This is a genomic window from Candidatus Methylacidiphilales bacterium, assembly GCA_028713655.1.
GTDB lineage: Bacteria > Verrucomicrobiota > Verrucomicrobiia > Methylacidiphilales > JAAUTS01 > JAQTNW01.
Genome location: JAQTNW010000001.1, coordinates 72,617 through 86,060, shown reverse-complemented (window position 1 = coordinate 86,060; position 13,444 = coordinate 72,617). Strand labels below are relative to the sequence as shown.

General features: G+C 54.1%; 13 protein-coding genes and 1 tRNA gene. 6 read left to right on the top strand and 8 right to left on the bottom strand.

Annotation, left to right across the window (positions count from 1 at the left end; all coding sequences use genetic code 11):
- Nucleotides 1-25: 25 nt before the first annotated feature.
- Entirely contained in the window at nucleotides 26-730 is a 705-nt protein-coding gene (locus PHD76_00445) for a YggS family pyridoxal phosphate-dependent enzyme (GenBank protein MDD5260294.1), read from the bottom strand.
- A 71-nt stretch (nucleotides 731-801) separates the two neighbouring features.
- Between PHD76_00445 and PHD76_00440 the strand changes: the two genes are divergently transcribed.
- Nucleotides 802-1,713: a LysR family transcriptional regulator gene (locus PHD76_00440; protein ID MDD5260293.1), complete on the top strand. Its 912-nt coding sequence runs from the start codon at nucleotides 802-804 to the stop codon at nucleotides 1,711-1,713.
- A 52-nt stretch (nucleotides 1,714-1,765) separates the two neighbouring features.
- Nucleotides 1,766-2,266 carry a transcriptional repressor gene (locus PHD76_00435; protein MDD5260292.1) on the top strand — a complete coding sequence of 167 codons (501 nt, stop codon included), beginning with the start codon at nucleotides 1,766-1,768 and terminating at the stop codon, nucleotides 2,264-2,266.
- A 398-nt stretch (nucleotides 2,267-2,664) separates the two neighbouring features.
- Here the strand turns inward: PHD76_00435 and tnpA are convergent, their stop codons facing one another.
- From tnpA to PHD76_00410, 5 genes are all read right to left on the bottom strand, one after another.
- The gene (tnpA, locus tag PHD76_00430) at nucleotides 2,665-3,117 is read right to left on the bottom strand and encodes an IS200/IS605 family transposase (GenBank protein MDD5260291.1); all 453 of its coding nucleotides are present in this window, start codon (nucleotides 3,115-3,117) and stop codon (nucleotides 2,665-2,667) included.
- A gap of 382 nt (nucleotides 3,118-3,499) precedes the next feature.
- Nucleotides 3,500-4,273, bottom strand: coding sequence for a hypothetical protein (locus PHD76_00425; GenBank protein MDD5260290.1), 774 nt, complete (start codon nucleotides 4,271-4,273; stop codon nucleotides 3,500-3,502).
- A gap of 474 nt (nucleotides 4,274-4,747) precedes the next feature.
- Nucleotides 4,748-5,491 (bottom strand): NlpC/P60 family protein, encoded by a 744-nt coding sequence (locus tag PHD76_00420; GenBank protein MDD5260289.1) that lies wholly within the window; start codon nucleotides 5,489-5,491, stop codon nucleotides 4,748-4,750.
- 92 nt (nucleotides 5,492-5,583) lie between these two features.
- Nucleotides 5,584-5,655: transfer RNA gene (locus PHD76_00415), tRNA-Thr, on the bottom strand.
- A 334-nt stretch (nucleotides 5,656-5,989) separates the two neighbouring features.
- Entirely contained in the window at nucleotides 5,990-6,988 is a 999-nt protein-coding gene (locus tag PHD76_00410) for an AraC family transcriptional regulator (protein MDD5260288.1), read from the bottom strand.
- A gap of 137 nt (nucleotides 6,989-7,125) precedes the next feature.
- Here PHD76_00410 and PHD76_00405 point away from each other — a divergent pair, with 137 nt between their 5' ends.
- From PHD76_00405 to PHD76_00395, 3 genes are all read left to right on the top strand, one after another.
- On the top strand, nucleotides 7,126-8,127 hold the full coding sequence (locus tag PHD76_00405) for a sterol desaturase family protein (GenBank protein ID MDD5260287.1): 1,002 nt from the start codon (nucleotides 7,126-7,128) through the stop codon (nucleotides 8,125-8,127).
- Complete coding sequence (locus PHD76_00400; protein ID MDD5260286.1) at nucleotides 8,127-9,368, top strand: uroporphyrinogen decarboxylase family protein; 1,242 nt, start codon at nucleotides 8,127-8,129, stop codon at nucleotides 9,366-9,368. Before PHD76_00405 ends, PHD76_00400 begins: the two co-directional genes overlap by 1 nt.
- A gap of 93 nt (nucleotides 9,369-9,461) precedes the next feature.
- On the top strand, nucleotides 9,462-10,019 hold the full coding sequence (locus PHD76_00395; protein MDD5260285.1) for a hypothetical protein: 558 nt from the start codon (nucleotides 9,462-9,464) through the stop codon (nucleotides 10,017-10,019).
- Between the two features lie 672 nt (nucleotides 10,020-10,691).
- Here PHD76_00395 and PHD76_00390 read toward each other — a convergent pair.
- Together PHD76_00390 and PHD76_00385 are read right to left on the bottom strand one after the other, a co-directional pair.
- Nucleotides 10,692-11,276: a DUF4339 domain-containing protein gene (locus tag PHD76_00390; protein MDD5260284.1), complete on the bottom strand. Its 585-nt coding sequence runs from the start codon at nucleotides 11,274-11,276 to the stop codon at nucleotides 10,692-10,694.
- A 213-nt stretch (nucleotides 11,277-11,489) separates the two neighbouring features.
- Nucleotides 11,490-11,957 (bottom strand): DUF421 domain-containing protein, encoded by a 468-nt coding sequence (locus tag PHD76_00385; protein MDD5260283.1) that lies wholly within the window; start codon nucleotides 11,955-11,957, stop codon nucleotides 11,490-11,492.
- 339 nt (nucleotides 11,958-12,296) lie between these two features.
- Between PHD76_00385 and PHD76_00380 the strand changes: the two genes are divergently transcribed.
- Nucleotides 12,297-13,439, top strand: a complete 1,143-nt coding sequence (locus PHD76_00380; GenBank protein MDD5260282.1) for a class I SAM-dependent rRNA methyltransferase — start codon at nucleotides 12,297-12,299, stop codon at nucleotides 13,437-13,439.
- The last annotated feature ends 5 nt before the right edge of the window (nucleotides 13,440-13,444 follow it).

The following is a 13,444-nucleotide window of genomic DNA, read 5'->3' as shown; positions in this document are numbered from 1 at the left end:
ACCCCGGCAAATCCGCCCTCCCGCTTCACGGCGCGGCCGCAACCCGCGCGCCAAACAACGCCGTGCCCACGCGCACGATTGTCGCCCCCTCCTCGATCGCGGCTTTGTAATCATGGCTCATGCCCATCGACAGCTCTGGCAGTTTTTTGCCGGAAAACGCCTCCATTTCATCGCGCAGCATGCGCAACCCGGCAAAATACGGGCGCACTTTCTCCAGGTCCGCCTCGTAGGGCGCCACGGTCATAAAGCCGCTTAGTTCCAGATTCTTGCAAGCCCATGCGGCCTCCGCCAAAGGCCCTGCCATCCCGGGTTCCACGCCATGCTTTGAGGCTTCCCCTCCCATGTTCACTTCAATCAAAATCCGCTGCACTTTCCCCGATTCCCCCGCCCTCCGGTCCAGCTCCCGGGCCAGCTCCACCGAATCCACCGAGTGGATCAGGGCAAAAAGCCGCACCGCCTCCTTCGCCTTGTTCCGCTGCAACCCCCCGATAAAATGCCATTCGATGTCCGGCGGCAAAAGGGGCTGTTTCACACGCGCCTCCTGCACCCGGTTTTCACCGAACACTTTCAAACCCAAATCATAAGCTTTCCTTAAGTCATCGCTCTCCACCCCTTTGGAGGCGGGTACCAGTCGAACCTCTGTGGATTTCCGGCCAGCCTTCTGACAACAAGCTAAAATCTCGCCCTTTAGGACCTCCAACCTCTCTTTCAAATTAATGACTCCTCCCACTATTATTCGTATTGTTAAGATTATTTCGCCTAAAAGCTTGACTAATGATTAGAGCGGCTTATTTTACATCCATGCAGGTAGAATCTTTCCGCGTTTTCCGTGACTTGGTTGAATCTCAAAGTTTCAGCAAAGCCGCGCAACTCAATAATATCACCCAGTCCGCTGTCAGCCAGCAGATTCGAGCGATGGAAGAGCGCTTTCGGATTCCGCTCATCGAACGCAGCAGCAAACGCTTTGCCCTCACCCGGGAAGGCGATTTGCTCTACCAAGCCAGCAAGGAAATCATCACCCAATTCGATTCCCTCCAGCACCAGTTCAACGAAATGCGCAATATTGTCTCCGGCAATATCCGCATCGCCACGGTTTACAGCATTGGACTGCACGAGCTGCCCCCGTATCTCAAATCCTTCCTCAAGGAATTCCCGAATGTCAACGTGCATGTCGAATACCGCCGCTCGAACCAGGTGTACGAAGATGTGCAAACCGGCACCTGCGACCTCGGCATGGTTGCGTTCCCCGCGCAAAAGAAAAACCTGAAAACCGAGTCGTTCAAAAAGGACCGCCTGGTTGTCATTTGCGCTCCGACTCATCCCCTGAGCAGCAAGAGCGAAATCGAGATCACCGAACTGGCCCCCTACAAATTGATCGGTTTTGAGCCCGACATCCCGACCCGCCGCGCGGTTGATAAAATGTTCCGCGAAGCCGGATACGAACCCAAACCGGTGATGGAATTTGACAACATTGAAACCGTCAAACGCGCCGTTGAAATTGACGCCGGGATTTCAATTGTGCCGCGCGCAACAATCGAGCAGGAAGTCAAGGGCAAGAGCCTCTCCTGTATTGAATTCAAAGGCAAACCCTACCATCGCCCGCTGGGCATCATCTACAAGAGCGGACGCGTTCTCTCGCCCGCCATGAAACGATTCCTGAAAACCTTGAAGGATACAACGGGCGAAACCAACGGCCAGTTCCCTGCGAATTGACCTCTGCGGAAATCTTTTGTCACAGCCGCCAAGGTCATGCTAAGTTCATCCCATGACCGAGCCCGGACCCGAGATTAAAGAAAAAATTATCGGCTTCATGGAAAGCAACGGCCTGCGCCTGACTTCCCAGCGCAAGGCCATCATTGAGGCCGCATTCAACACTTCCGAACACTACACGGCGGAGGAATTGCTGAGCCGCGCCCGGGGCATCGACTCCTCCGTTTCCCGCGCCACGATCTACCGCACCCTTCCGGTGCTGGTCAAAAGCGGGCTTCTGCGGGAATTGGATCTTGGGAAAGGCCAGACCTACTACGATCCCAACTACGCCACGCATCCAAACCACAACCACATCATCTGCCTGGATTGCGACAAGATCGTCGAGTTCGAGGACTATTGCCTGGACGTGCGGGAAAGCGTGCTGGCCAAGGGGCTCGGCTTCCGGCCCGGCGCGGTCCGCCTCCGGATCGAGGGCAACTGCGAGGAACTTCAAACCACGGGAACCTGTTCACGCAGGCTGGGCGCGGCTAACCCCGGCCCCAAAAGTGCGGCCTAACAGCCTTGTATTTGGGTTTTGCCAGTCATGCTCCCAAAGCCCCAAAGGGGCAACCCAACACCAGCGGTATTGCCGTTGCAATCCGTTTAACCTTCCCGCTCTCCAAGCCCCAACGGGGCAACCCAACACCAGCGGTATTGCCGTTGCAATCCGTTTAACCTTCCCGCACTAAAAGCCCCAACGGGGCAACCCAACACCAGCGGTATTGCCGTTGCAATCCGTTTAACCTTCCCGCTCTCCAAGCCCCAACGGGGCAACCCAACACCAGCGGTATTGCCGTTGCAATCCGTTTAACCTTCCCGCACTAAAAGCCCCAACGGGGCAACCCAACACCAGCCCAGGGTAAACACCCTGGGAACCACGACATAATAAATCTCATCAAGCCCTGTAAGGGCGCCCTAATCCCAAACATACCTTTCGTCAAAAACCACACGATACCGTTTAAGAAAATCCCGATATTCTTCCTGAAATGTTTTTTTATGGTGGTGTTCCCGTTGGCGGGCAATGTACTCACGCACGGGCACGACATTTGATTCTGAAACTCCAAACGCCCCATATCCAGCCTGCCACGCAAACTCTGCAAACTCTCCGCCCTGGGTTTTAATCCATTTCGAGGAAGCCCTTTTGACTTCTTTAACCGCATCACTGACCGCAACCGCACGGCCAAGCTCAAAGAGAACGTGAACATGATCCTCAACTGAATTAATGAGAACGGGCGGGCAATCAAAATTTTGCAGAATCGTTGCCATATAACGGTGCAGAGAATTGCGGACGGTGTCATGCAGTACAGGTTCACGGTTTTTGGTGCTAAAGATGAGATGAACATGCAATCGCGCGAGGGATTGTGACATGGATTGGAGCGCCCTTTCAGGGCTTGGCTATTTTTGTGTGCCTGCTTTTCCCAGGGCGTTGCCCTGGGCTGAAATTAGGATGCCCCGTTGGGGCTGAAAACGGTATGCTCATATCAATAAGCCAGCTTCATGGTCTTGGTTTAAAGCAAGAACATGACATTGGCCGCTTCAGAAATGTAATAATACGACGACACTCGCCCGCCCCAACGGGGCAATCCAACACCAGCGGTATTGCCGTTGCAATCCGTTTAACCTTCCCGCACTAAAAGCCCCAACGGGGCAACCCAACACCAGCCCAGGGTAACCACCCTGGGAACCACGACATAATAAATCTCATCAAGCCCTGTAAGGGCGCCCTAATCCCAAACATAGCGCGTAAAATTCACTCGGACTTGAACGGCTGTTCCAATGACCGGCATGCCCACAAACGATCTCCCAAATTTCTGTTTTGCGGCGCTCTTTGCCTCGGCTTGATCCCATTGCGGCGGGAAAATTTCGCAAGCCTTCCAACCTCACACCCCGCGAGATTTTGCGGCAGGGCGCCGGCAAGAAATTCGTACAGCTCCGAAATGGACGACATTTTGGAGATCCTCCTCCATAAAATCAGGATCATAACCTGCAGCGCAAAGGTTGCGGGCCCGTCGTGAAGCGGCCTTTCAAATCGCAGGCCCGCTTTTAGCCCGGCCCCGCGGCCTTCAAAATACTTTCCGGATTTTTCCACGGAATCCGACAGCCGATAATGATTGTCCAGCACTCCGGTTATTTGCTTGAAGATATCAAACGGTTTTAACAAACCCGGCGCCATTTTTTTGTTTGCGCCGAGCAGGTCGTCCGTCCTCAAACCTGGGTATAGGGCCGCCATCAACCCGAGCACATAGCCAATCTGAAAATGTTCAATTTTGTTTCCATCAAGGTTTTTGGAAATAAAGAGGCTGAGCACGTTGCGGTTGAGCGTATGAAACCAGCCGGGATACCCCGGGGATTTGAAATTGCCGCAGGAACTCTCGCACAAGTCGTGGATCAACTGCGCGATTTTCGGCTGCATCCCCGGGGTGATGGCTTCGATTAATTCGGGAAGGGTCGTGATCCCATTTTCTGTAATAACAACCAACAATTGGACGTCGAGAGGGTCTTCTTCGTGTTCGGGCTGCTTCATTTTATCCTCACAATCCGAGGCACTGTTTTAAATTGGCCTCACTTATTACACGAAAATACCGGGCGCCTGATTCAATGAATTTGAGCTAAACCCCCTAACCTGCTTGGAAACAGCGTAAAATAGATGCTTTTACACAAATCGCCTGCAACGTGTTTGAGCCGCTTAGTCTTGCTCAAACTCCATCTCCAACTCTCCGAAAGCCGCACGTTTTATACAGGAAGATCGCAAAGATCACAAAGTGAAGGCCTTTTAACGCAAAGACGCTAGAAATACCTTTTTTAACCGCAGATAACCCCAGATTTTTGGACTGCGGCGGCACGACGACGCTTTCCCCGCGCGCGACATGTCGTTAATACAAATGCAAAACGTCCGTCTCGCCGGACGAAGGCGGGAAACTTTTTAACAGGAGCAAACAGAGGGTAAATGAAATTCTCGGTTTACTGCGAAATACCACGCCGCATACGAGCGTTGTTATTATTCCAACATGCTCCACCGCACGATTCGCGCTGGAGAATTAAAATACAGATTCTTTTCTGGAATACTGAATTTAGTGACCCGCATCTCGCTTGGATCTGCAGCAATCCAGGTCTTTTTACCCAGATAGGCCATGACATGCGTATCTGACGCTGTAACCGCCAAATCGCCGGGCAACAGCAACGAGTAATCAAGTTCGTTCAGGCTTCGGCATGTTGTAATAAGATGGGTCTTCCCTGAGTATCCTTCGCCAATTCCCTTTGCATTTGTGTCTTGCCACCATAATAAAATCCCTTGGCGCAGCAGACTCGAATCCAGACAATGGAAGCCGCTGGAAACCAGCGCGTCTTCCATTCCGCGACGCACCAACCCGGAGCAATCAATGCCAAAACGCCCTTCGCCACCCCAGAAATACGGACTACCCAGATAGGATTCCAATTCGTTGCAGTACGCGGCTCGCAAATCAGGACGATTTTGAATGGGTCGCGACGGCAAAAGAATAAACGCCGCGAACAGAATGTAACAGACAACCAAAAGCCACCGAAACAATCTAAACCGCCAGGCAAGAAAAATGGATTCGCCCACAACAAGCGCTGCTGTGACCAATGTGGCGATTCTTACGGGAACATTGACGATTGGAAAATACCAAAATAATAACAACAAGAGTGGAAGCAATATCAACCACACACCCTTCGAGACTCGTTTAAATGAAAAGCCGGTCACCTTGTTGAAAATTGGAATCAATGGCTGCTATTGACGCATACTGGAGGGCGATTCTCAATTTCAATGTTCCCCCATGACTCAAGTGCGTCACAGCGCGGAATCCGCCAGGAGAGAGCCGAAGACGGGGATCGAACCCGTGACCCACGGTTTACGAAACCGTTGCTCTACCGCTGAGCTACTTCGGCCAAGTGCTTGATTTCAATGGGCTTGCGCATTAAAATCCCAAATCTGTGATTCGACGCAACCGCCAAAAGGTAACCCAACAGGTCCACCGTTGCCGTCCTCACAGGGGTGCGATAGTAGGCCATTTCCAAAGTTTCTGGCAAGCAAATCAAACACGAACTCAGATCAGAGCGGCTTTCGGCTGTCAGCTCTCAGCCTTCAGCAATCATAGATCAGCAATCATCATTCCTCCACGGCTTTTGCGATCTTCCTGCTAAAATGTTTTAAGCCGGATTCTGACTTCTGACTCCTGGCTTCTCCTTTCTTCCGCGTCTCCCGCTCGCACCCATGTTCCGACTACTTCACAGACAATCGGGATCGGGCCGGATTTCGATAATACGCCGGGGAAACACCGACCATTTTCTTGAACAGCCTCGAAAAATAATACGGATCCTCATAGCCGATTTCAGCGCAGATCGTTTTGGCAGGCAGTTGGGTCTCGCTCAGCAGACGGCAGGCTTTCTCGATTTTCATCCGGTTGAAATAATGAATGGATGAGCAACCCGTGCTCCGGGTAAAGGCCGTCTCATAACGGCTTACCGACATATGCGCCAGTTGCGCCAGTTCACGCAATGAAATCGGCCGGGCGAGGTTCGCGCGCATGAAGTCGATGGTTTCCTGGATGTTTTCCTCCGTCGTTCGCTCCCGCTGCTTCATGACAGACTGTCGCAGATGGATCAACCCCAAAAAACCAGCCAGCGCCGTGCTGGCCGCAATGAGGTTGAATCGCTCATGTCCACCGGCCATGTGAGTTTCGACCAGCCGCAATGCGGACAATATCTCCTCGGTGCAGGGCAGATTCAACAAGGGCCGTTCGGCGGAGACCTGCAGGATCTCAAAAAATTCGTCCGCCTGCCGGCCGGTAAAGTGAATCCAGTAGATGGACCACGGGTCGTTAGTATCCGCACCGTAGATGTGCGGCACTCCACGCGGGAGGAGGAACGCCGTGCCCGCGGCAACATCCCAGCGCCGCCCCGAGAGGCTCAGCCAACCCCTGCCCCCGACGCAATAGTGCAGGATGTGATCCATGCTGCCTTCGGGCCGTGGGATATAATGGCCCGCCGCCCGGCTGCAATAGCCGATGCGCGTTACGAGAAGATCGCGCAGGAGGGGTTGCCGCAAGGACCTGCGGATGCCCGGCGGCGGCAGGAAAGCCGCACGCATGTCGGGAAACCCGCGCTTTTGCGCCTCCCGTAAAACAGCGGCCGGTACGTCTTCCAGGCGTTGCTTCGACTTCTTCAGTTCCTTCAGCAACTGGGACAAAACAAGTTCCTTGGCCCGCCGGGTCTTCTTCACATCGGATTTTTTAGCAGCCTGTGTGTGAAACAAAAGTCCATCTTTTTGGGCGGATTGTCCATTTTCAGGCGCATCCCCGCATCGTAGCCTGCCCTATATGAGCTTAGAAAATGGCGTCATAACGAAAGGACCGAGACATGGCGGGTGACAATTTCCAGGCCGAAGCAAACCAATCCGGATTTCGCAATACCAAGGGTGAATGGCGTCCGCCTTACCCGGTTAAATTCGCACCGATCTTCACCTGGCCTCCACGCCCGCGCGATGCCCTCAAATGGCTGCTCTCTTATCCCGGTTTCCTGTGGCCGTGGAATTCCGTTTATCTTCTCATCACATTGTGCACCTGGTTTTTTCTGCAGCCCCCGCTGTCGCGCTGTGTCCATTTAAGGCCGGATTGGATCGGATTGATGTACGTGCGCAATCTCGGGCTGTTGTGGCTGACCGCGGGCGGCTGGCACTTGTTGCTCTATATCCTGAAAGTGCAGGGCACAAAGCGCAAGTATGACCCCCGCTGGCCCGGCGTGGGCAACCCCTCGTTCCTTTTTCGCAATCAGGTCTATGACAACATCTTTTGGAGTTGTGTCAGCGGTTGCACCGTGTGGACGGCCTACGAGGTGTTTTTCATGTGGGCATGGGCCAACAAATGGATCCCGTACATAAACTGGTCGGCACATCCCGCTTACTTCGCCGTATGGTTGTGTGCCATTCCATTTTGGCGCGAGTTCCATTTTTATTGGATTCACCGCGCAATCCACTGGAAGCCGCTGTACAAGATGGTGCATTATCTCCATCACAAAAATGTCAACCCGGGGCCCTGGTCCGGTTTGGCCATGCATCCGATCGAGCATATTTTGTATTTCAGCGTCGTGCTGATTCACCTCGTGATTCCGTCGCACCCCATCCATCTGCTCTTCAATTCCCAACACACGGCGCTCACGCCTGCCGCCGGACATCACGGGTTCGAGGGGCCCCTTCTGGAAGGCAAGCTGCCCACCGGATCCTACTTTCATTACCTGCATCATCGCTACTTTGAATGTAATTATGGCGAGGCCACCCTGCCGCTCGATCAAGTGTTCGGCACCTTTCGCGACGGATTGCCCAATGGGGTCGGTTCCAAATTGCAAGAACAACAGAAGATTTGATGACTTCACAAGAACGGATTATGGCGGCGATTGGGCACCGGGAGCCCGACCGCGTGCCGGTCGATCTGGGGGCAACGCCGAGTTCCGGCATCTCGGCCATCGCCTATGGCAACCTCAAGAACCATCTCGGCCTAACACAAGGGCACACGCGCGTCTATGATGTCGTCCAGCAACTCGCCCAACCGGAGGATTTCATCCTCGACCGCTTTGGCGTGGACGTGGTTGACATCGGCCGCGCTTTCAACACGGAAGATGCCGCATGGCTGCCAACAACTCTCGCCGATGGCCAGACGGCCCAGTATCCCGGATGGTTTCATCCTGAGCGGCAGGCGGACGGTTCACTCATTGTGCGGATGAAGGACGGCCTCGAGATCGCCTGCATGCCTGCTCGCGGCACCTTCTTTGACCAGACCTATTTTCCCTATCTCGACGATTACCCGGAGGATTTTCGCGATTTGCCCGCGGAAATGAGCAGAATTCTCTGGGCTGCGCTCGCTCACAGTCCATGGGATCATGCAAACGACCCCGGATTTTGGGATACCCTGAGGGCCAATGCGCTTGAACTCCGTCGAACCAGCGACCGGGCGCTCATGCTTGTCATCGGCTGCAATCTCTTCGAGTGGGGGACATTTTTGCGCCGCATGGACAACTTTCTCATGGATCTGGTCGCGGAACCGGAAAAGGTGGAAGCGTTGCTTGACGCGCTCATGGAGCGCCACATGGCGGTTTTGGAGAAAGCGTGCCATGCGGTTGGCGATGTGGCGGATGTTATCAGGTTTGGCGATGATCTGGGCACGAATGAAGGCCCTTTCATGTCACCCGTCACCTACCGCAAGTTGTTCAAGCCCCGGCACAAAATGCTGTGTGATTATGTTCATAAACATTCCGGGATGAAAACATTTCTGCACTCGTGCGGTTCGATCCGCGCCGTCATGCCCGACCTGATCGAAGCGGGTTTTGATGTGATCAACCCGGTACAAACGATATGCATGGGAATGGAGCCCAGGGGACTGAAGGCCGATTTCGGAAAGGACATCTGCTTTTGGGGTGGCGGCTGCGACACCCGGAATGTACTGCCGAACGGCACGCCCGCTGAAGTCAAGGATCACGTCAAACGCCAGATGGAAATCTTCATGCCCGGCGGCGGTTTTGTATTCAACACGGTCCACAACATCCTGCCCGATGTCCCGCCACAAAACATCGTGGCCATGTTTGAAGCTGTGCGGGAATTCAGCCGCTGAAGCTCCCTTTTGAAACAGGAACAGGGTTGGTACGCCTCTTGGGGGCTTCATACTGTCATTGCCAGCCGTGCTCACTCTCCTAGAATCACCTGGATGAGCATCCCCTCCCCCTCAGCACCGGCCTCTCCCAAAAGGAGGATTGCCCGGATCGTGTTCACGTCATTCCTCCTGACTTTTATCGCTTCCCGCATGTTGGTCATTCTGATCATGGCCAGGAAGGCGCCTGATCTGTTCCTGCATCTGGGCGGCACCCACGTCCACCACCTGAACTACGGTATCTTTCTGCTTTCAGCCATAGGCGCACTTTTGCTTTTCGCCGGGAATTTGACCGATAGGGAACGCAACCTTTGCGGCTTCGTCTATGGAGTCGGCATGGCGTTGACCTTTGATGAATTTGGCATGTGGCTGCATCTCGGTGGAAGCTATTGGCAGCGGGCAAGTTTTGACGCCGCGATAGTGGTTCTCAGCCTCTTTGGCGTGATTGCATTTGCCCCGAAGTCGGATCGGATGCGCTCGCATCATTGGGCCACCGCAGGCGTCACGCTCGTTGCCGTCGTTGGATTTTACTGGCTGCTGTTCAAATCGATGAAGTTCGCCGAAAAAACAGTCGGCCCCCGGCTTCACAGGATTGAACAGGCCGGGCCGCAATGACTTTATGCGGCGCAGAGTTTTAGGTCTTAAGTTTAAAGTTTTAAGCTCGGAAATCTGCGTGATCTGCGGTTAAAAATGCCTTCACTTTGTGATCTTCGCGATCTTCCTGTATAAAACGTGCTGCTTTCGGAAAGTTGGAGATGGAGTTTGAGCAAGAGCAAGCGGCTCATCCGTATCCATCCGTGTTATCCGTCGTTGATTTTTCCGCGTTTTTCGCGGGCAAACGGGATGCTAGCCCGGATGTTTCACACGCTTCTGAAAACCTCAGCAAAGTGTCCTGCTCCAAAGTGTGGCAGGAACTGGGGTGCAGGAACATCCGGGTTACAAGCAAAACCGCCTGAATGGGTATTTTGTTTTGATTTTTGAATTGGAACTGCCTTATTTGGAGGCGGTTTTGCAATAACCTGCATATGCCCAGTACGTATCTTTCCGCTGTTACGTCCCGGCGCTAACAGGTTGACCATTGAAATGAGTATGAAATATGCAGGCTAGCCCGGATGATTCACACGCTTCTGAAAACCTCAGCAAAGTGTCCTGCTCCAAAGTGTGGCAGGAACCGAGGGTGCGGCGACATCCGGGTTACATAGCCTGCATAGACCCGGCGCGTGTCTTTCCGCTGTTACGTCCCGGCGCTAACGGGTTGACCATTGAAATGAGTATGAAATATGCAGGCTAGGACTTCGATCCGCCGTTCGCGGAATCGCTCCAGTGGCTGCTTGAAACCGGAGTGCGCACGTCCGATTTTTCCGCCCCGCGCCCGGGCAGCACATAAAACCACAAAAACACCGCAACAGCCACATGCGCCGTCAACGCAATCCAACCACCCGCGGAACGCTGGATAAAAAGACGGGTGATTGCCAAAATCAGGGAAAGGGCGTAAACACCGACCGCCACCCAGCCCGCCGTGGGAAATGAAAGCCAAATCGCTGTCGCCAACAATAATAAAATCCAGCAAACCAGTTGAAAAATCCAGGGCGGCATCTGCCAACCCGATCCCTCGGGAAGCTCGTCGTCAGGCTGCCAATCCGGGCTGTTGGCGTGGATCACCAGCTTCGTCGGCGCCTGGGTAGCCAGCCGCTGGTTGTGGAATGCAAAGTATTCGCCCACCGTGATGTAATCCGCCATGCCCTGCACCCAGATCAAATCCTCGGAAGTAACCGACCCATAACCCCAGTACCTGCGGATTTCAGACTCGGCAAATGGCCCGGTCTGTAAGCCGTTCCGTAATAGAAAGATCCCTTTTCCTTCAGCCGACATAACAATGGTTCCCAAGCTGTGCTGTGATGGAAACCCTCCAATCTAAGAAATTATCAACCCAAAACTGCCTGTCGAGGCAAAAAATGTGTTAATAACTTATTCCTTCCGGCCTTTTGCCCCCTTTTCCCTGATTTGAATGCGCCCCGAAGGAAAGCAAAACGCACTTTACAGGAAGAACGCTTTCCCCTGATCAAGGGGATAAGCAAAGCCACCTCACTTCCGACGGGGCTGGACGGTGATATGGCCGTTGTTTTCAAGGAATGCAAAATGGACATCCTCGATACCCGCACAGCCTGCCGAGCGCAGAGCCGCGTTCAGTTCGTGGTGGGTCAATTGCTCCTTTTCAAGCACTTCCTTGAACAATACGCCGTTGTGAATCAATACATCGGGGCGGCCCTCAATGAGTTCTTCCAGTTTTTTGTTTTTGAATGTCATGCGTCCGACCCCATAATTCAGGGCAATCAGCGTCCCGGCGGAAATAATCCCTCCGAGGACCGAGTTATCGCCGCCGTTCATGGCATTTTGCACGGCATTGCTCAGAACCAGCAGCAGCACCAGGTCAAACGGGGCCAACTGACCGATCTGGCGCTTGCCGCTGAGGCGCAGCAAGACAATCAGGAAGGCATAGATAATGACCGCACGAACGATGAGTTCCCACCACGCGACAGATAGATTCCACATGGACGAAAATTAACGGACCCCGCCGTCGGAATCGAGCCAGATCTCTCATTGCACCGCGGCATATGGAGTGCGGTGGCAAGCTGGAGGCGCGACACCGCTTTGGGCTTTTTACAACACGCAACTCCGATAGGCATCGCCTGTGAACCGCGTCATTGCGAGAAGTCCCGCAGGGACGACGCGGCAATCCAGAAGCTGCATAGGCCGGTGAGAAAGGCATGGATCGCCACGTCGAAGACTCCTCGCGATGACGAGTCGTCTCAACCGATTCATCTGAACAATCCCTTTGATTTTCCATCGACGGGTTGGGCCGGGTAATCTATCCGTAGTTCAATGCCTTCCTTGAAATTAAAACCGGGCGACCGCCCAAGGGTGCTGCGGGGTCATCCCTGGGTCTATGCCAATGAGATACAGGAATTGCTCGGGCCGGATTGGAACGGGCGGGCGGTCGAGTGCCGTGACGCCCGCGGGCGCTTGTTGGGCTCAGGAATCTACAATCAAACCTCACAGATTCTCTGGAGAAAATTCTCTTCGGGAAAAACCGATTTCGACCGGGCCTGCCTTTCCCAGGCCATCCAGGCCGCCATTCAACGCCGCAACGCGGAACCCGTCCAGCGCCTGGTCTGGTCCGAGTCCGATTTCATTCCGGGCCTGGTGGTGGACAAATATAACAATGTGCTGGTGGTACAGGCCCTCACACTGGCAGTGGACCGGATGACGGATCAAATCGGCGAAATTCTGCGCAAGGCGACAGGCGCCGGAACCATCCTCTTGAAAAATGACGCTCCGGTCCGCAGCAAGGAAGGCCTCGGACTGGAAGTGAGGATGCTTTCAGGCGGCCCGGTGGAAGCCGGCTGGACGCGGATCGGCGAGATTGAGTTCTGGCTGGACCTGGCAGGCGGCCAAAAGACGGGCTTCTACCTCGACCAGCGCAAGGAATATTCCAAAGTGGCCGGGTATTGCGCCGGGAAACGCGTGCTGGATGCCTTCTGCAACCAGGGCGGCTTTGCGCTCCACGCCGCCAAAGCCGGCGCTTCGGAGGCGCTGGGGATCGACGCTTCCTCCGACGCCGTCGCACTGGCGGAAAAGAACGCGGCCCATAACAATTTGAATGCGAAATTCCTGGCGGAAAATGTCTTCGATTATTTCAAGCGCGAACGAAAAAAAACATGGGACGTGATCATTCTGGACCCGCCCGCGTTTGCAAAAAGCCGCGAAAAATTGCCGGAAGCGATGCGGGGTTACAAGGAACTGAATTTGCGCGCCTTCCAGCGCTTGTCACCGGGAGGCATCCTGGCCTCCTATTCCTGTTCCCACCATGTCTCGCACGACCACTATTTTCAAATGCTGGCCGAGGCGGCAGCCGACGCCGGCCGCACCGTGCGGATGCTGGAATTATGCCGACAACCGGACGATCATCCGGTTTTATTAAATGTGCCTGAAAGCGAATATCTGCGGGGATTTATTATGGAGGTGCTGGGTTGAAACGA